The organism is Nocardia xishanensis NBRC 101358, from assembly GCF_001613365.1.
Taxonomy (GTDB): Bacteria; Actinomycetota; Actinomycetes; order Mycobacteriales; family Mycobacteriaceae; genus Nocardia; species Nocardia xishanensis.
On record NZ_BDCF01000026.1, the window covers coordinates 71,531 to 90,447 of the forward strand.

General features: G+C 63.8%; 16 protein-coding genes and 1 pseudogene. 10 read left to right on the forward strand and 7 right to left on the reverse strand.

Going from position 1 to position 18,917, the window contains the following annotated elements; all coding sequences use genetic code 11:
- Positions 1-85: 85 nt before the first annotated feature.
- Entirely contained in the window at positions 86-514 is a 429-nt protein-coding gene (locus NX1_RS35540; protein WP_084501626.1) for an SRPBCC family protein, read from the reverse strand.
- Positions 515-1,137: 623 nt separating this feature from the next.
- Here NX1_RS35540 and NX1_RS21120 point away from each other — a divergent pair.
- From NX1_RS21120 to NX1_RS21165, 10 genes and pseudogenes are all read left to right on the forward strand, one after another.
- On the forward strand, positions 1,138-2,376 hold the full coding sequence (locus tag NX1_RS21120; RefSeq protein WP_068062200.1) for a PucR family transcriptional regulator: 1,239 nt from the start codon (positions 1,138-1,140) through the stop codon (positions 2,374-2,376).
- Between the two features lie 114 nt (positions 2,377-2,490).
- The gene (locus tag NX1_RS21125) at positions 2,491-4,137 is read left to right on the forward strand and encodes a flavin-containing monooxygenase (protein ID WP_068062201.1); all 1,647 of its coding nucleotides are present in this window, start codon (positions 2,491-2,493) and stop codon (positions 4,135-4,137) included.
- Between the two features lie 120 nt (positions 4,138-4,257).
- Entirely contained in the window at positions 4,258-5,187 is a 930-nt protein-coding gene (locus NX1_RS21130; RefSeq protein ID WP_068062203.1) for an alpha/beta hydrolase, read from the forward strand.
- Entirely contained in the window at positions 5,184-6,797 is a 1,614-nt protein-coding gene (locus NX1_RS21135) for an AMP-binding protein (RefSeq protein ID WP_068062206.1), read from the forward strand. The genes NX1_RS21130 and NX1_RS21135 overlap by 4 nt, the downstream gene beginning before the upstream one ends.
- Positions 6,798-6,833: 36 nt before the next feature.
- Entirely contained in the window at positions 6,834-7,991 is a 1,158-nt protein-coding gene (locus tag NX1_RS21140; RefSeq protein ID WP_068062234.1) for an acetyl-CoA C-acetyltransferase, read from the forward strand.
- A 245-nt stretch (positions 7,992-8,236) separates the two neighbouring features.
- On the forward strand, positions 8,237-9,916 hold the full coding sequence (locus NX1_RS21145) for an acetate--CoA ligase (RefSeq protein ID WP_084501627.1): 1,680 nt from the start codon (positions 8,237-8,239) through the stop codon (positions 9,914-9,916).
- Positions 9,917-9,984: 68 nt separating this feature from the next.
- Positions 9,985-10,389 (forward strand): hypothetical protein, encoded by a 405-nt coding sequence (locus tag NX1_RS21150; protein ID WP_157119911.1) that lies wholly within the window; start codon positions 9,985-9,987, stop codon positions 10,387-10,389.
- A 35-nt stretch (positions 10,390-10,424) separates the two neighbouring features.
- Complete coding sequence (locus tag NX1_RS21155; RefSeq protein WP_169812263.1) at positions 10,425-11,480, forward strand: alpha/beta fold hydrolase; 1,056 nt, start codon at positions 10,425-10,427, stop codon at positions 11,478-11,480.
- A gap of 43 nt (positions 11,481-11,523) precedes the next feature.
- A complete protein-coding gene (locus NX1_RS21160; protein WP_084501628.1) occupies positions 11,524-12,459 on the forward strand; it encodes an alpha/beta fold hydrolase in 936 nt (311 codons plus the stop codon).
- Between the two features lie 74 nt (positions 12,460-12,533).
- Positions 12,534-13,513: pseudogene (locus tag NX1_RS21165) on the forward strand (LLM class F420-dependent oxidoreductase).
- A gap of 50 nt (positions 13,514-13,563) precedes the next feature.
- Here NX1_RS21165 and nicT read toward each other — a convergent pair.
- The 6 genes from nicT to NX1_RS35545 are packed head-to-tail and all read right to left on the reverse strand — an operon-like array spanning position 13,564 to position 18,907.
- Positions 13,564-14,694, reverse strand: a complete 1,131-nt coding sequence (gene nicT, locus NX1_RS21170) for a Nickel transporter NicT (protein ID WP_373864898.1) — start codon at positions 14,692-14,694, stop codon at positions 13,564-13,566.
- Between the two features lie 57 nt (positions 14,695-14,751).
- Positions 14,752-15,570 (reverse strand): ATP-dependent sacrificial sulfur transferase LarE, encoded by an 819-nt coding sequence (gene larE / locus NX1_RS21175; protein ID WP_068062303.1) that lies wholly within the window; start codon positions 15,568-15,570, stop codon positions 14,752-14,754.
- Positions 15,567-16,226 carry a nickel pincer cofactor biosynthesis protein LarB gene (gene larB / locus NX1_RS21180; protein WP_068062251.1) on the reverse strand — a complete coding sequence of 220 codons (660 nt, stop codon included), beginning with the start codon at positions 16,224-16,226 and terminating at the stop codon, positions 15,567-15,569. Before larB ends, larE begins: the two co-directional genes overlap by 4 nt.
- Complete coding sequence (locus NX1_RS21185; protein ID WP_068062261.1) at positions 16,223-17,128, reverse strand: molybdopterin-binding protein; 906 nt, start codon at positions 17,126-17,128, stop codon at positions 16,223-16,225. Before NX1_RS21185 ends, larB begins: the two co-directional genes overlap by 4 nt.
- A complete protein-coding gene (locus NX1_RS21190; protein ID WP_068062264.1) occupies positions 17,125-17,922 on the reverse strand; it encodes a beta/alpha barrel domain-containing protein in 798 nt (265 codons plus the stop codon). The genes NX1_RS21185 and NX1_RS21190 overlap by 4 nt, the downstream gene beginning before the upstream one ends.
- Positions 17,915-18,907, reverse strand: a complete 993-nt coding sequence (locus NX1_RS35545) for an LLM class flavin-dependent oxidoreductase (RefSeq protein ID WP_169812264.1) — start codon at positions 18,905-18,907, stop codon at positions 17,915-17,917. Before NX1_RS35545 ends, NX1_RS21190 begins: the two co-directional genes overlap by 8 nt.
- Between the last annotated feature and the right edge of the window lie 10 nt (positions 18,908-18,917).

Sequence of the window (18,917 nt, forward strand, 5' to 3'; positions counted from 1 at the left end):
GCCCGCGACCAGCACGCGCTTGCCATCGAACACACCCATAACTTGCCGTTCCCCATTTCCCCCACGAGCTTTTCGCCCAACGCCTTTATCGCGCACGCTCCAGACCATCTATGAATGCCGAATAGATTTGGCCAGCATGGGCGGCGAATTCATCCTCCGTTACCGGAAATCTGTCGTCCGCAGTAAATTCGGATACTTGAATCCAATGAACCTCGGTGCGACCCGGCCCCGCCCAACGCAAGCGAACTGTGGAAACATAATTCTTCAGAGGAACGTCGGCAGGCGGCAAGATTGTGTAGGCCAAAGTGAATGTCTCTGGATCGCACACGATGCAGAGTTCCGTTGCACTCCCACCGCTGGCGAGCTCGATTGTGCGTACTGCACCAACGCCCCGACCTTCGGAGTGTTTTGTGGTGATAGTTTCGTCGACCAAGTGAGGATTCCCGAAGTCCGACAGGCTCGTCCAGACCTTGTCTATGGAGTTCTCGATGGTCTTTCTTACTTCGACACGCATTTCTTGTCCTATTCTCTTGCTGATCCGACATTCGACACCATTGTCCGCGCCCCGCGGCCGGTTTCAGATCCTTGGTCGACGGCACGACTGGCCGCCCGAAAGACCTGTCACGCCAAATGCGGCTCGCCGAAGATCGCCCTGGCGAAATTTATCAGCCGAGGAGCAGCTCTTGTTGTCACCGCAGCGGATTGATTTGATTCACCGAGCGGCCAGTTCGAGCACATGTCAAACCATCTCAGCGTCGAGCTCTGTTTATTTGCGCGGACCCGATTGCGAGTCGCCGACCACAGCAGACACTACGCGTGTGCGGCATCACACCTGAAGTGTCGGTTGCCTAACGAGAACATGATCTCGTGTGCGGCTGCACAAGTTCTGCGGAGGCTGGCCGGGTCGGCGACTGGGCACGAGCACTCCTTCGAATGATGCGGCGCGCTACGACGTAACCTGCGGCGGACTCGCCCGTCCGCCTCATAGCCCTCCCGTGCGTCTGCGACCGCGCATTCGGCGACCGCCAAGGCCGCGGTCTCGCCGGTAGCGCGGCTCGCTCGTCTGAGTCGGGCACGATTCGTTCCCTCCGCCAGATCCCCGGCGAGGATCCAATGCGGCCGCGATAGTGTGAGCTGATGTCCACCTCGACGCTGGGATGGGAGCCACCGTCGGCGCACGTGTCCGGGTTGATCACTGCGACCGTCGAGGGATTCGTGGCGAATCTGGACGGGCTAGTCGACGAGATGGCGGCAGCTGCCATCGCCGCGGCGCCCGCGCTGGCTGGTGACGCCGCGCTCGAAGAGAGCGTGCGCGCGAGTGTCCGGGCGATGACGTTGCGCTGGGTCGACGCCCAGCGCCGCCGACCGGGCGGGCGGGTTCCCGTCGATGTGCCTCCCGCCGCCCTCGACGTCGCCCGTGACTTGATCCGGCACGGGGTCGACTTCCAGCAGCTGCTGACCGGCTACCGGTGCGCCGAGAATGTCGGGTGCCGACGGTGGGTGCTGGCCGCGGCGCAGGCGGTGCCACCACAGGAGGTCGCCGTGGTAGCCGACTTCGGTCTGCGTTCCATCAACGATTGGGTAGACGCGGCGCTCGCCTTGATCAACCGTCAAATCGAGCGGGAGCGCGACGATTTGATGGGCGGCGTACTCACCCGCCGTCTGGAAACGGTCACGCTGATCATCGACGGTGCGCCGATTCGGGAAGAAGTGGCGCGTGAACGCCTCGCATACGATCTGTCGGCCTGGCACACCGGAATGGTGTTGTGGTCCGCATCGCCGGATCACGAGCAAGGCCTGCTCGAGAAGACGGCTCGTTCGATCGCGATGGAAGCAGGCCTGCGACCACCACTGATTCTTCCGGCCACCACCGCGACGACGTGGGTATGGCTCAGTGGCGACCAGCGGCTCGATGTACGCCTGCTCCGCGAGGTCATGGCCAAGGCGCCGGAGGGAGTGCTGGCGACCGCGGGGTCCAGCAGGGAGCGCATGGCCGGATTCCGCAGAACCCACCGGGAAGCAGTCGCCGCGCGGCGCGTGGCCGAGCGAAACCCCGGCAGGGAACGGTTCACCGCCTACGACGATGTGCGTATCGCGGTGCTGGCGTCGCAGGACGAGGAGACCGCCGGGCAGTTCGTTTCCGACACGCTGGGTGAGCTCGCCGGCGCGGATGCCGACCTGCGCGAGACGTTGCGCGTCTACCTGCAGGAGGACGGCAACACCGCCCGCACCGCGGCGCGGCTGTTCACACATCGCAACACCGTATTGAACCGCCTGGAACGCGCGGAGCGGCTGCTACCGCAACCGCTGTCGGGGCGCCGTCTCAGCGTGGGGTTGGCGCTGGAGCTGGTTCATTGGTCAGGCGGGTGGCGCTAGGCGACCCTCGCCAGGTTGTGCAGACACACAGCAACTGGTTCCTATTCTGTGCAGCGAACACTTCTGGAGTGACGCCGATCACGCGTAGCGTCGGCGGTCGTCGCGAAAGGAGAAATGGTGAGCGACTCAATTGACTTCGACGCTGTGGTTATTGGGGCGGGATTCGGCGGTCTGCGGGCCTTGCACGATCTGACGCAAATGGGATTGTCGACGGTTCTCCTCGAGGCCGGAACGGATGTCGGCGGTGTGTGGTACTGGAATCGCTATCCGGGAGCACGGACCGACAGCGAGGCCTGGTACTACTGCTACTCGTTCTCCAAAGAAGTACTCACTGAATGGGACTGGTCGCAGCGTTATCCCACCCAAGCCGAGATGTCGCGGTACTTTCAGTTCGTCGCGGATCGGCTCGATTTGCGCAAGCACATCCGATTCCAGACCCGCCTGACGGCTGCCGTGTGGGATGAGTCGGCCAATGTTTGGAAGGTTCAGACCGACGACGGGCAATCGCTCACGTGCCGGTATCTGGTTTCGGCGGCAGGTCCGCTCTCCAAGCCCTTCCTGCCCGACATCCCGGGATTGGATTCCTTCACTGGCGAGTGGTACCAAACCGCGTTCTGGCCGAAGCACGACATCGATTTCACCGGCAAGCGAGTCGCCGTAATAGGCACCGGCGCCTCCGGCGTTCAGGTCGTACCGGTGGTCGCACTGTCCGCGACGGAGGTCACCGTATTCCAGCGGACGCCGAACTACGTGCTGCCGGCGCGGAACCGACCGCTCGATGAGGCCGAGCGTGCGGCGATCAAGGCCGATTACGAGAACATCTGGGCGCGCGCCCGTCGCCAGTTCTATGCGATGGACTTGCCGGTGTGCGAGCAGAGCGCGGCCGACTTCAGCCCGGCAGACCAGCAGCGGGTACTCGAACGAGCCTGGGAGGTAGGTGGATTCCGCTTCCTGTTCGACACATTCAATGATCTGTGGCTCGACGGCGAGGCCAATGAGATCGCCTCGGAGTTCATCCGATCCAAGATCCGGGCGATCGTCAAGGACCCCACCACCGCGGAACTGCTGTGCCCGCAGTACCCGCTGGCCGCCAAGCGTCCCCCGTGCGGGCACGGATACTACGAGGCGTACAACCGCGAGAACGTCTCGCTCGTGGATGTCAGCAAGAACCCGATCACGGAGATCCTCCCGACGGGCCTGCGCACGGCCACCGATGTCTACGAGGCCGATGTCATCATCTTCGCTACGGGCTTCGACGCCATCACCGGACCCGCGCAGGGTGTCGATATCCGCGGCCGTGGCGGTCGGCGCCTGAGCGAAGTGTGGGAGACCGTCCCGCGCAGCTACCTCGGAATGGCAGTCGACGGGTTCCCCAACATGTTCACCGTGGCAGGTCCGCTGGGCCCCTTCGCCAATGGCCCGACCATGGTGGAGGGGCAGGTCGAATGGGTCACCGCCGCCATTTCGCATATGCAGCGACGCGGCGCGGTCGCGCTGGAACCGATCCCTGACGCCGTCGATTCCTGGGTCCGTCATGCCGAGGAGATCCTCGAGGGCACGGTCTTGGCCAACGCCGCGACAGCCAACTCCTGGTTCCTGGGAGCGAACATCCCTGGTAAACCGCGTGGCATTCTGGCCTACTTCGGCGGCGCGGGAACGTATTTCGACCGACTCGAGAGCGAAGTCGAGTCGGATTTCCCTGGGTTCGCCTTCACGGCACAAGCCGAATCCGCGCAGCAGGCCGTCGCCGTCAACAGCTGAGGCCTCACGTCCGCCCGCCCGCGATGAATGAAGTCACGGACCGGAAGGCCCGATCACATCGGGCTTTTCGGTAGCGGGTGCGACCGGAGTCCGGCAATCGGTTCAGAAAGGAATGTGCAGATGAACGAAGTCGAGTTCATCAGCGGCGGCCAGCGTTGCGCCGCCTGGTATTTGCGTGGCGTGGACTCGGAGCTGGACGTCGGCAGAGGACGGCCCTGCGTGGTGATGGCACATGGGTTCGGCGGAACACGCGACAGCGGTTTGTTGCCGTTCGCTCGAGCCTTCGCCGACGCCGGAATCGACGTTCTCGTTTTCGATTACCGTGGTTTCGGTGATTCGGCGGGCACTCCGCGTCAGCTGGTCTCATTCCGACGCCATCGCCGCGATTACGCCGCGGCCATCGAGTTCGCGCGCGCGCTCGACGGCGTCGACCCCGACCGAATCGCGCTGTGGGGGACCTCCTACGGCGGTGGTCATGTTCTTGCGGTCGCGGCTCACGATCCCCGGATCGCCGCGGTTGTGGCGCAGGTGGCCGCCGTCGACGGCATGGCGTCGCTGGCCGGCACCGTCAAAGCGAACGGTCTCGGTTTCGTACTGAAGGTCAGCGTCGCGGCATTGCGTGACCTCGCGAGATCCCTGACGGGCCGGCCGCCGTTGCTGGTACCCGTCGTCGGATCGCCCGGTACTGTCGCGGCGATGAACTCGCCCGACGCCGTGTCCGGCATGCGGGCCTTCGCCGGGCCCATGTGGCGCAACGAGTTCGCGGCCCGAGAGCTGCTCGCGATACCCCTGAATCGCCCGATCACCAAGGTCGGCCGAGTGAAGTGTCCGGTGCTGCTGCAGATCGGAGAGCACGATGCGGTGGCGCCGCCGGCGACCCTCGAGCGCGTCGCGCGACGAGTCGGCAGCCGTGCCGAGGTGTGCCGTTACCCGGTAGGACATTTCGACGTCTACGTCGAGCCATGGCTGACACCGAACGCAGACGACCAAGTCGCCTTTCTCAGAAAACATTTGACGCCGACGGCGGTCGGCACCGCGGAGATGCAATGATCACGACATCCGGTCAACACCCGACGGCCGAGGCGAACATCGACCTCGCGCGCGCACGGCGGCGCCATTGGAACAACCAGGTTCGCCGCCACGCTCAGATGATTCCCGACCGTCCCGCACTGCGGTATCTGGGCCGCACCGTGACCTGGAAAGAACTCCACGATCAGTCGACCGCACTGGCGCGCGCCCTGCGGCAGCGTGGAGTCGAGCCCGGCGATCGCGTCATGGTCCTCATGCTCAATCGGCCCGAATACGTCGAAACGCTTCTCGCGGTCACAGCCGTCGGCGCCATCGCAGTACCTGTCAACATCAGGATGAGTCCGGCCGAGGCCGTCTTCGTAGCCACCGATGTCGGCGCGAAGGCGGTCGTCACGGACCGAGCCATGACCGAACTGGCAGCCGCTGTCGCCGCGGACTCTCCCGCCGTCGAGTTCGTTGTCACCGTCGATGACGCAGAGCAGGGGCAACTGAGTTCCCAGCAGTTGATCGCCGACAATATTGGCGAGCTGCCCGATGTCGACGTGCCCGATGAATCCACCGCCTTGATCCTCTACACATCGGGCACCACGGGAAGACCCAAGGGCGCGATGATCTCCCACGCGAATCTCAACGCGATCTGCATGGCGTTCATCGATTCCCTGTCCTGCCGACGCGGCGATGTGGTTTCGGTCGCGGTACCGCTCTTTCACATCGGGGGCATCGCATCGGTCCTGCCGCAGTTGTACTTCGGCGGTCCATCGGTGATCCATCCGCTCGGTGAGTTCGATGGCGACCGCACCCTCGACGTCTTCGAGCAAGAGGGGACGACGTGGGTGTTTCTGGTGCCCGCCCAATGGCAGGCGGTGGCGGACGCCCAGTTGCGACGACCGCGCCCAGTAAGTCTGCGTGTGCTGAGCTGGGGCGCGGCCCCCGCTTCCGACACCCTGCTGCGGGCGATGGGCGACGCCTTCCCCGCCGCCGAAACGGTGGCGGTGTTCGGGCAAACCGAAAGCACCGGTTTCGCCTGCTATCTGGACGGTCGCTACAGCCTGAGCAAACTCGGCTCCGTGGGGGTGGCGACGTCAGCGCTCGAAGTGCGCGTGGTCGACGACGAGATGCGTGATGTACCCGTGGGTGAAGTCGGTGAGATCGTCTTCCGAGGGCCGACGGTGATGGCCGGCTACTGGCAGCGGCCGGACGCTACGGCCGATGCGTTCGCCGGAGGCTGGCTGCACTCCGGCGACCTCGGCCGTCAGGACTTCGAGGGATTCCTGTACATCGTGGACAGGAAGAAGGACATGATCATCTCCGGCGGCGAGAACATCTACTGCGCCGAAGTCGAGAACGCGCTGATGGACCACCCCGACATCGCCGAGGTCGCCGTCATCGGGCGCGCCGACGAACGCTGGGGCGAGATCGCCGTAGCGGTACTGGCGCTGCACGAAGACCGGCCGCTGGAGTTGCACGAGATCGTCGAGTTCCTCGGACCTCGACTCGCGCGGTTCAAGCACCCCAAGGATCTCGTCGTGGTCGACGAGCTACCCCGCAATGTGGGCGGAAAGGTTCTCAAGACCGTTCTGCGCGACACGTTCGGCAGCAAGGATCACGGCCTGTCCCAGCCCACCGCTTGACGGTTGGGCCCCAGTACGACATTACGGAGTTACTTCATGCCCGAGGCATACATCGTCGACGCCATCCGGACACCGGTCGGCGTCGGCAAGCTCACCGGTGGCTTCGCCGCCATTCATCCCGCTGATCTCGGCGCGCATCCGATCGACACCCTCGTACAGCGCGGCGACTTCGACCCGGCCGCAATCGACGATGTCGTCTACGGCTGTCTCGACACCATCGGTTCGCAAGCGGGGAATATCGCCCGCACCTGCGCTCTGGTCGCCGGGTTACCGCTGACCGTGCCGGGTGTGACCATCGATCGACAGTGCGGATCCTCGCAGCAGGCAGTGCATTTCGCGGCGCAGGCGGTCATGAGTGGCACGGCCGATCTGATCGTCGCCGGCGGCGTCCAGAAGATGAGCCAGTTCCCGATCGGTTCGTCCTACTCCGCGGGCGACCCCTACGGCGCGACCGATCCTTGGAGCGGCTCGCCGGGGTGGATCCGACGTTTCGGCGCCGGTGAGGTCTCCCAGTTCGCCAGCGCCGAACGCATCGCATCCGACTGGGGCTTCTCCCGGCTGGATATGGAGGAGTTCGCACTGACCAGCCACCAGCGGGCGGCCGTCGCGCAACAAGAGGGCCGCTTCGACCGCGAGATCACCCCGTTCGCCGGTGTCACCGCGGACGAGGGCCCCCGACCGGGCACCACCCTGGAGAAGATGGCCCGCCTCGGGACATTGCGTCCAAACGGACAGCTCACCGCAGCCGTTTCCAGTCAGATCTCCGATGGCGCCTCCGCCGTCCTGATCGCCTCGGAGCACGCCGTCGAAACGCACGGCCTGACCCCGCGGGCGCGAATCCACCACATCTCGGTACTCGGCGACGACGCGGTCAACATCCTCACCGCTCCCCTACCCGCCACCGAACACGCGCTGCGCCGCGCAGGCATGACAATCTCCGACATCGACCTCTACGAGGTCAACGAGGCCTTCGCCAGCGTCCCCATGGCGTGGCTGAAACACATCGGCGCCGACCCGGACAAACTCAACGTCAACGGCGGCGCCATCGCGCTCGGACATCCTCTTGGCGCCTCCGGCGCGCGGCTGATGATCACGCTTCTGCACGAACTCGAACGCACCGGCGGTCGCTATGGTCTGCAAACCATGTGCGAAGGCGGCGGCGTGGCCAACGTGACCATCGTCGAACGCCTGTAGGAGGCCACGGCAGGCTCCTCGGGACCGAGTAGCCGCATATCGACCGGCACGAGCCAACACATTGCTCTCGCCCACCGATTTCGTTGCACCGCAGGTGTCTCCGTGGTGACCCTGTGTCACCACGGAGACCGCGCGGAGTAGGAGATTCGCTCCTGGTTTGACCCATTTACGACAGCATTTTAATATAGTGTCCACTCAATACATTCGAGCGAACCTCGAAGCGAGTGCGAAGGGGAGATCACGCCATGGTGCGAGCCGAGATCGATGAGCTGTTGGCCGAACGCTCGATGAGTGCCGACGACTACTGGGCGGTGGTGGAGAATCGCCTGGACCGTCCGATCGCGGACGGCTTCAACTCCGCGCACGAGGCCTGTGACCGATGGGCTCGTGACCGCGGGCGGCTCGCCATGATCGTTCGGCATCCCGACGGCAGTAGCGAACGCTGGACTTTCGCCGATATGGCCGAGGCATCCCGCCGGCTGGCCAATGCACTACACGAGGCCGGACTGAAGCGCGGCGACAGGTTCGCGGCGCTGCTGAACCAGGGCGTCGATGCGTATATCTGCGCACTCGCCGCGTGGCGCTCCGGGATGGTCTACATGCCGTTGTTCGTCGGTTTCGGCCGCGACGCCTTGGCGGAGCGCCTCAACGGCGGCGAGCCTGCTGCCATCGTGGTCGACCACCGGCACCGAGACACCTTCGAGGCCACCCGCGAGTTGCTCACCTGCGATCCCGCCGTGTACACCGTCGCCGGGTCACAAGGGCGTGGCCTCATGGCGGGAGATCGCAGCTTGTGGGCCGAGATCGATCGGCACCCCGCTGATCACGAAATGGCCGATACGTCGGTCTCGGACCCGGCGACGCTCATCTATACCAGCGGGACCACCGGAGCTCCGAAAGGCTGCATTCAGCCGCACGGCATGCTTCTGACGCTGCTCCCCTTCGTACGTCACACCTTTGCGCTGCGACCGCACGACATGCTGTTCACGGGGGCGAGTCCCGGCTGGGCGTACGGCCTGTACACGACCGGCTTCGCAGTCATGGCGCAGGGCTCGCCACGAGTCGTCTATACCGGCGACTTCGATCCCGCGGTCTGGCTGAGCATTATGGACGAAGAACGGGTGACCTACCTGGCCGCTGCCCCCAGTGCGTACCGGCAACTCGTTCGAACCGCTCAGCGTCGCGGTCTTCCCGAACAGCTCCGCGGTGCAACCAGCGCGGGCGAGCCCCTCGACGCTCCGCTTGTGGAGGCCTGGCGGGCATTGGGACGGCAGAGCGGCCGTGAGGTAGGCGATATACAAGATGGATACGGCCAGAGCGAGGGCGCGATGGCGCTGGCCAACCTGGCATATCCCGATGAACCGGTCGTGCCGGGAGCCTTGGCGTCGACCGTTCCGGGCTTCGATGTCGGACTCGTCGACGAGGATGGCAACGAGCAATCCGAACAGGGGATCATCGCTCTGCGGAACCCTCGATACCTCGGCAGTATCGGATATCGGAACGCACAGCAGAAGTGGGATGCGCGGTGGCGCGGTGAGTGGTTTCTCACCGGCGATGTGGCCCGCCGCGACGACAAGGGGCGCTATTGGTTCGTCGGCCGCGACGACGACCTGATCGTCACCTCCGGTTACAACGTCGGACCGACCGAGGTGGAGAACATCGTTCTCGCCCAGCCCGGGGTCGCCGACGCCGCTGTGGTCGCCGCCCCGGACCAGATGCGCGGTGCCGTGGTGCGCGCCGTCGTTGTCGCCGACGGAACCGTTCCACAGACAACGCTCACACGTGACATCCAAGCCGCGGTCAAGGAAAGACTCGGCAGGCACGCGTATCCGCGCATCATCGACTTCGTCGAAGCGCTACCGCGCACCGAGACCGGGAAGATCCGGCGCAACGTACTCAGATCTACCCAAAGCGAAGACTCGTAACGTCTCTCAACACAACGTCGTGTGCTGCAACACCTTTGAACACCCCCGCTAACTCGGAGAACAACAATATGAATACGCCGTTGCATGGACACACGACCGCAGAAACCCCTCACCACGAACCAGGAACGACCGCTCCTGTCAGCGCAACGGTCGTCTCTCCACGCCGACGTCCGGAACCTCCGGCATGGCGGCAGGCGTTCAACCAGGTGGAAGTCTTTGTCGGACGGCCCCTGGAGTCGGTGACCAATTCGCCCGAAGCCGCAGCGATCCTGATCGTGACCGACCGGCTCGCTCGCGGGGTATTCCAGCAGATCGATGCGCTCGCGTCGTGGGGCATACATCAGCTACATCTGCCCTCCCAACGCGATGTGCGGATGCTTCAGCGTCAATTGAGCGCAATTCAGCGCCAGCTCAGCGATGTTCACGCGGAGCTCTACGATCTTCGGGGCCGTGATGACAGGCCGGGCCGATGATCTCCTGGCTTCCCGGCGCAGACACCCTCCGGTCGATGGGCCTGGAAATCGATCGCACACGAGTGCGCGCGCTGAATGGGATCAAGATCGTAGCCGGCGTCAATCCGCCGCCGCGCATCGGAACAACACCGAAAGAACTTGTCTGGTCCAGAGGTAAAGCGCGGGTCTGGCGCTATCGGTCCGACAATATCCGTTTTCGCGAGCCGGTAGTGTTGTTCATCGGGCTCATGTCCCGCTCCTACATCTTCGACCTGCGTCCGGGAAATTCCTTCGTCGAACGTTTGGTGGACGCCGGATTCGACGTCTACCTCATCGATTGGGGGGTTCCCGACGCGGCCGAGGGAAACCACACCCTCGACACCTATGTCGACGACTACCTCGCACCGGCACTCGAGGCGATCCACCGGTCCTCCGATGACGCCGAGCTCAGCGTCCTCGGGTACTGCATGGGAGCGATGATGGCTCTGCTGCTGTTGGGCAGCCGCGACGCCCCGGTCGCGAATCTGATCGCCGTCACCGCACCAGTCGACTTCACCCACGTCCCGGAGCCGCTGAAATCGATCGCCGAAGGAAGTCTCGACGCCGATGACCTGATAGACGAGCCAACCGAAACGGTGCCGCCCGATGTACTCGAAGCCTTTTTCAAACTGCGCCGACCCACCGCGAGAATCGTCCAGTACGTGGACCTTTGGGACAACCTCTGGCGAGACGATTACATCGAGGGTCACATGGCCATGTCCCGTTGGGCCTGGGACCATATTCCCCTCGCGGCAGCGACATTCCGTCAGATGATCGACGAATATATGCGCGGCAATGCGTTGACAAAGGGAACGGCGCGCGTTTCGGGTCGACCGGTCCGGCTCGACCGGATCGACATTCCGCTCCTGCACGTCGTTGCCGAGATGGACGATTTCGTTCCCCCGGCATGCTCGGACACATTGCTCGACCTGATCGGCAGTGAAGACGTCGAGCAAGCACGCGTACCAGCCGGGCACGCGGGACTCATCGTCGGCAGGCAAGGAGCAAAGATCAGCATCCCCGCGATCATCGACTGGCTCAAGCGACACTCAACCACCAAGGAGCTCACATGACCACGGCAATCGGTACGCTCGAACGCGCTGTCCCAGGACCGAAATGACGTCACAAGTCAGCGTGTGCGGACTCCGGATCGCGGTGGACGTGCGTGGCTCCGGCCAGCCGGTGTTGCTGATCAACGGGCTCGGCGGAAGCCTCGGACTCTGGGAGCCACTCCGTCGCGATCTCGCGGATCTCGAGGTCATCAGCTTCGACGCGCCCGGGGCTGGACGATCGACGACACCACGCAAAATGTACACGATGTCGGACCTCGCACGGTTCGTCACTCGCCTGCTCGACACCCTCGGTTACGACACCGTCGACGTCGTCGGCCACTCGTTCGGCGGCGCGCTCGCACAACAATTGGCGCACCAGGCACCCGATCGAATCCGGCGCATAGTGCTCGCCACGACAACATGTGGTTGGGGCGGGGTGCCGGGCACACTCGGGAGCGCCGTTACGGCGCTCACCCCCTTCCGACTGTGGTCCAAACGGGTATACCGGCTCACCATCCCATTGCTTGCCGGCGGCCACAATGACGAAGCCGAGCTGTTGCGCGCATGGGCTGGAGAGCGATTGAGCAAACGCCCGTCGTTCGGCGGTTACTCCAAGCAGCTTCTCGCGGGGTGGACTTGGTCAAGCCTGCCCTGGCTGACCACTATCGAGCACCCCGTCCTGGTCGTCGCGGGAAGCGACGATCGATTGCTCCCCCTCGCCAACAGTCAGATTCTCGCCACGCACCTGCCGAACGCACGCATGCTCGTGTTCGAGGGACACGGCCACTACCTTCTGCTCGACCAGCAATCGGGGGCCAGCGCAGCGATCGGCGATTTCATCCGCTCATCGGACCTGAACGAAAGCCAGACCTGGCGCACAGCTCACGTCGTTTCACCTGACGACTTGGACGACAGCCTCCGATCACAGAAACGATGGTCACCGATCGCAATGCCGCACACACTCTTGCGGCACCGCTGGCAGAGTTCCACGAGATACTGATCCAGGCGCCACATTGCCTGTCCGAGATCGGATCGGACTTCCACCCACCCGGATGCCCCAGAAGAAAGGACCTCATGAGCCGACTCGGATCGACCATTCCACTCGACTCGACGCCGCTCGCGGGGCAACGGGAGCAGCTCGACGACATCGCAGCGAGTGGATTCACCGATCTGTGGTCGGCAGAGGCATCCGGCGCCGACGCCTTCACCCCGCTCGTCGCCGCCTCGGTCAGCCATCCCTCGTTCCGGCTCGGCACCGCGATCATCCCCGCATACCCCCGCAGCCCCGCGCTCATGACGATGTCGGCTGCGGCCTTGGCCAACGTCGCACACAGCGAGGTGGTACTCGGCATCGGCGCCAGCTCCGACGTGATCGTCGAGAAGTGGAACGGCCTGCGATTTCACGCCCCCTATCAACGCGTGCGCGATGTGGCAACCTTCGTACGCCGGGCACTGACCGGCGAGAAGGTCGATTTGGTCTGTGAAAGCTTCAGCATCAACAGGTTCCGGCTCGACCGCGTTCCAAAGCGACAGCCCAAGATCATGATCGCCGCGCTGCGACCGGGCATGCTGCCCCTCGCCGGAACAGTCGCAGACGGAGCAATCGTCAACTGGCTGTCTCCCGCCGACGTCCACCGGGTCACGCCCTACGTATTCGAGGCCAACCCGCAAGCCGACATCGTGGCGCGGCTCTTCGTCGTTCCCAGCCGGGATCTCACCGCGGTGCATTGCGTGCGACCGAGCGACGGGCTATCGCGGCCTACCTGAATGTGCCTGTATACGGGGAATTCCACCGCTGGCTGGGTCGAGGCGAACAGCTGGATCCGATGTGGCGGCATGGCAGGCCGGAGACCGTGCTGGCCGCGATACCTGACAAGCTCATCGACGAGCTGCGCCTTCACGGCACGCCAGCTGAAATCCGCGCTCGTGTCAAGGATTACGTCGACGCTGGCGTCACCACACCAGTCCTCGCGATTATGCCCGCCGCCGGAGAAGCGCCGCCCTCCACCGTATCCATAGCGGCAATCGGCCGCGCCTGTCGATTGCAGACGTAGTTCTGTCACCAGCCGCAGATGGCGAGGCCGCTGCAGGCCGGAGATCGGGTTCAGCCGCTGGTACCAGGGCGGGTCTCCAGTCCGGCCGTCCATTTCTCCTCGATTCGACCAAAGCGCCAGGTCAGCAAGGCGACAGCCCACGTCAGGACGAACAGGCCGACGATGAGGAATCCGATGAGGTTGAGATTCAAGCCGGCGATCCAATCCCAGAGCCCGCCGGTCCAGCCGAATTGTTCGGCGAGCAGGTCGAGCAGTTCGGCGGTCCCGATGAGCAGGGCGACGGCGACCGACAGCGCGGTGATGGTGATGTTGTAGTAGACCTTGCGGACGGGTTCGGCGAAGGCCCAGCCGTAGGCGAAGTTCATGAAGCTGCCGTCGATGGTGTCGAGCAGGCTCATGCCGGCGGCGAACAGGATGGGCAGGCAAAGGATCGCGTACCAGGGCAGACCTACCGCGGCACTGGTGCCGGCGAGCACCAGCAGTGCAACCTCGGTGGCGGTGTCGAAGCCGAGGCCGAACAGCAGCCCGATCGGATACATATGCCACGGCTTGGTGACCGATTTCATCACGGGTCCGAGCAGACGGTTCACCAAACCACGCTGCGCCAACTGCTTCTCCAGCTCGACCTCGCTGTACTCTCCTCGACGCATGCGTCGGAACACCCGCAGGATGCCGACGAGCACTGCAATGTTGACGATCGCGACGATGTAGAGAAACGTCCCGGACACGGTCGTGCCGATCAGCCCGGCGTACTGGTGCAGGGCCGAGGATTCGTCCTCGAGGGGCCCAACGATAGCCTTGACCCCGATCGAAAGCAGCAGCGCCAGGCCGAACACAACGGTGGAATGCCCCAGCGAGAAAAAGAATCCCACCGACAGCGGTCGCTGCCCGTCATGCATCAGTTTGCGCGTGGTGTTGTCGATCGCGGCGATATGGTCGGCGTCGAAGGCGTGGCGCATGCCCAGGGTGTAGGCGGTCAGGCCGACCCCGACGCCGAGGGCACTGTCACCGACGCTGAAGTGCTGCGGAGCGACGAACGCAACCAAAGTTACCCAGCCCAACACGTGCAATCCGACAATCGCCCCGGCCATTGCGGCCAGCCGCAACCATTCCGCCCGCGTCAGTGCAAATCTACTGGCCAGGGATCGAAATGACCTGCTTTGCTGCACCGTTGAAGCCACGATATGTCCTCTCGATGGAATCCGGGTTGTCGAGCTGAATCAACTATTTTGAACGGCTTATTTGGGGCGATCAGAAAAGTGCGATACACCGACGAAGGCGCTACCCCGGACATACCGTTCGATCACTACTGCTGTGCCGGATTCAGGCCATTCTCGCTCGACCCATCGCTCGATCAGCCCGCGACGTTGGTCTGTCAGGCTTCCGAGCGTGTCGTCGTCGAGTTCGATCACCACACCGCGGTCGCGCAATCGACACCGGACCGCGCTTGGAGACACCATCGACCGCAGGCCCCTTTCGACTCTGTTCACAGCCAACAGAATCTGCGGATCAATCGGTATGCCGGTCTCGATCCGACTTGCCAGACAAGGTGCCGCAGGCAAGTCCGCGACGTCTCCCAGCCCGAGTTCCCTTGCCATGGACCTGATCTCGGCCTTGCCGATCCCGGCTTCTACGTATGGATGCCCGACGCCGAACTTGTCTGCAGCGATCAAACCCGGCCTGAATTCACCGATGTCGTCGGCATTGGTGCCGGACACCACTGCACTATCTGTAAGGCTCGCAATCGCGCCATAGAGATGGGACTTACAGGTAAAGCACCGATTGAGAGGATTACTTGTGTATGCCGGATCGTCGAACTCTCCGGCATTGATAACGTGGAGGTCCCATCCCTCGGCAGTCGCCAACCGGCGGACGAGATCGGTCGCCTCAGGCGGCACTGCAGGTGACACCGCATGGAACACTTCCACCACATCGTCGCTGCGTGCTCGCTGTGCAAACGCGGCAAGAGTGAGACTGTCAACTCCCCCACTCACCGCTATCGCCAGGCGGCTCGGCATTCGGATGGTGCGCTCGAGAATCGCACGTCGCGCGTTCATGAGAGAGCCCGCATCGCCGCACACGCCGCACCATAGCCATTATCGATGTTCACGACGACTACCCCTGGTACGCAACTCGCGAGCACGCTTCGAAGCGCCGTTTCTCCACCTCCGGATACGCCGTACCCCACCGATGTCGGCACAGCGACGACAAGGGAGGGAATGAGACCGGCCAGTACCGTCGGCAACGCGGCCTCCATACCCGCGACGGCGATCACAATCCGGTGGCGGGATATATCGGGCAAGCGCTCCTGTAGTCGCCACAGCCCTGCGACTCCCACGTCATAAACCTCGGTCACCGGACGACCGTGAAATGTCAACGTTCTGACGGCTTCACGAGCCACCGAAACGTCCGATGTCCCCCCGGAAACCACGGCGATCTCTGGGTCACCCGCGATGTCCGCCGCGGAACCGAAGAATGCGGTCCGGGAGACGGAGTCGTAGTCCATCCGGCACTGAAATCTATCGGGGAGAGCGCTGAAACGACTCGCAGACAATCTCGTCAACAGAATGGATCGGTCTGCGGCGTCTACCCGTCCGAGCACATCGACCAGCTGTTCAAGTGATTTGGCATCCGAAAGGACCGCCTCGCCGAAACCGATTCGTCGGGCACGATCGAAATCCAGGTTGACCTCAGCCGCTTCGACCGGGTTCATCGGTGTTCTCCTGAGTGTTGGTACCGAAAGCGGTCTCTGAGTGCCACGGCGACAGCAGCAGCCACCTCCCGTTTGTCTCGGGTGTGCGATAGCGCGTCGACGAGTGTCGTTGCGCCGAGCGTCGCTTCCGCGTGGGGCCCGGGAAGACACACGACAAGGGCGGTGCCGACCTCTCCGACGCCTATACGCACCTGCCCTTTTTGGTGGCGTCCAGATCCGGCTGTCACCGTGAACAGAGCCGGAGTGGCGGCGTCGTTGTCCAACAAGAGCAGCGCTTCTACGGTGTGGTCTTTCCCTTCGGCTCCCACACCGCCAGTGGTTACGACGACTCCGAATCCACGGTCGAATCCCGCGCTGCTCAACGCAGCGGCGATCGTGTCGGTGTCGTCAGGAAGATTCTCGCCTTCGGCGACGGTGAAACCTGCCTCGCGCAAGCGCGCGGAGATCCACGGTTTGTTCGTATCCCGGATCTGGCCGGAGATCACTTCGGGGCCGGTGGAGAACACGATCGCGCGCCCGGCGATCCTGCGCGAGATCTCATCGGCCATCTGGTCACCTACCCGAAGCGACTCGAGCGCGGTGTCTCTGTCACCTGCTATCCAACCGAGCATGCCCTCAGCGCACACGGTGGTATTGTCGGCGACCGTAATGCCGGGCAGCGATGCGAGCGCGGCGAATAGTGAAGTCTGTTGTCCTGCAATCGCATACGGGTCCACACCGCGGCTCAGAAGGTCCAGCGCCAGGACATCGTCTCGTGCATCGATGACCAGTACCTCCGGGTGAGGTAGCGACAGCACGTCTGCGACGGTCGCGGCGACAGAGGTCAGATCCACGCCGTCGAGCCCGATCCCTTCGATCCGCAGTTCGGTCTTCTGAAGCAAGTTTCCGTTGCGATCACTCATGGTCGCCCCTCGACTCGGAGGTTCATATCCAACAGCGGCGCATCGACGATGGACCTGCCGACATCGATGACATCTACGTCCATGCTGCGAAGCACATCGACATCTTCGATCGAGAGGCCGCCTCCGAACGCGAGCTCGACATCCGAACGCAGGCCATGTGAGCGCAGCCCATCCGAGATCAGCGAGAGATCAGCCAGTCGGCCGGTGTCGACGAAGACAGTCTGTGCACCGCTGCGGGCGGCCACAAGCGCCTCATCTGCGGTCGTGACCTGAATGACCCGGCGATAGCTTGCCAACTCGGGATGGGAATCGACCGCCGACAGCGTCTCGGCTACACCGCCCAGCATGGACACGAAGTTCTTGTCCAAGTATGCGAACGGCCACTCGGCGATCCTCGGCTCCATACCTCCGGCCGCAATCGCCGTCCGGATCATCGACTTCTGGCTGAACGGGAGCTTCTTCCAGGCTCCGGAGACGACACGTATCGAGCCTGCCGCGCGTTCCACGAAGCGTGCGGCCGCAGTCGCGATGCCTGACGGTTTTGCCATGATGCCGACGAGACGCTCTTCCGCCAACGCTATCGAGAGCGGGTTGCCTTCGATGGACAGCACGGTCCGACCCGCGTCAACCCGTTCCGCCTCCTCGATACGGTGGCCCACAACCGCACCCACTTCGGCGGTAGCCTTCGCCGCTTCTTCGACTCCGACGATGATCCCGGGCTCTTGCGCGACCACGTCCGCGCGGATGATGGTGTCGGAGATGCTTGCGAAGAGCAGCGGACGAGGGTCAGACATAGGACCGGCTCCAGTTGCCGGGCGCGAACGTAGAGAAGGTTTCTCGTTGCATGTCAGGGTCATCGGAGAGGCAGTAAAGAATCGGCGTCGTGATCCCGGCGTCGACATATCGCTCCACCCGTTCCACACAGTGCTGCCGATCCCCGATGACCGCGATCGAATCGACGAGCTCATCGGGCAGCGCCGCACGGGCGCGCTTCCAGTCACGGCTGCGTCCCGCTTCCAGGATGATTGCGGCTTCGTCGGGGTAGCCGGCCGATGACAAAAATCTGTTGTACACCGGGTTCGCGTAGTACGGAGCGAATTGATAGCGAAACTCGTCGCGGGCGGATGCGACGTCGTCGGTCACCATGACCTGGAATCGGCTGGCGATTTCGATCTGATCGATACCGCGGCGATGGCGCGCTACCGCGTCACGGAACCGGCCGACGACGGTGTCGAGTACCGACAGTGGGAACAGGTTCAGGATCACACCGTCAGCCACCTCGGCGGCAAGATCGAGCATTTTCGGTCCGAGCGCGGCCATCAACAACGGCACCGTGCTCTCGGTCGCCGGTTGCTGATAGCCGTGACTGCGCAGCGTCGCGCCGTCGAAGTCGGTTTTGAGCCCGGCGAGCATCTGCTGGAGCAGGATAGTGGTTTCACGCATACGCGCCAACGGCCTGTCCAGTGACAGCCCATGCCACCCTCCGATCATCCTCTCCGAGGAGGTGCCCAGCCCCAATGCAAACCGTTCAGGTGCGATGTCGGCAAGTGTCGCGACCGTGGCGGCGAACACGGCTGGCGTCCGCGTGTATGCGGGAACGACCGCTATGCCCACGCGGATTCGATCAACGCGTCCCAGGACAACGGCAGCGAGCGTCAAGGCGTCGACCCCACCGCGGTCTGCGAGCCACACATCTTGGTAGCCAATGGATTCCGCCCACGTGATCAGCTCGATGTTGCGCTCTACCGCTCCGGCACCGCTCCAGAATGGCGGCGTCAACGCCGCTCGA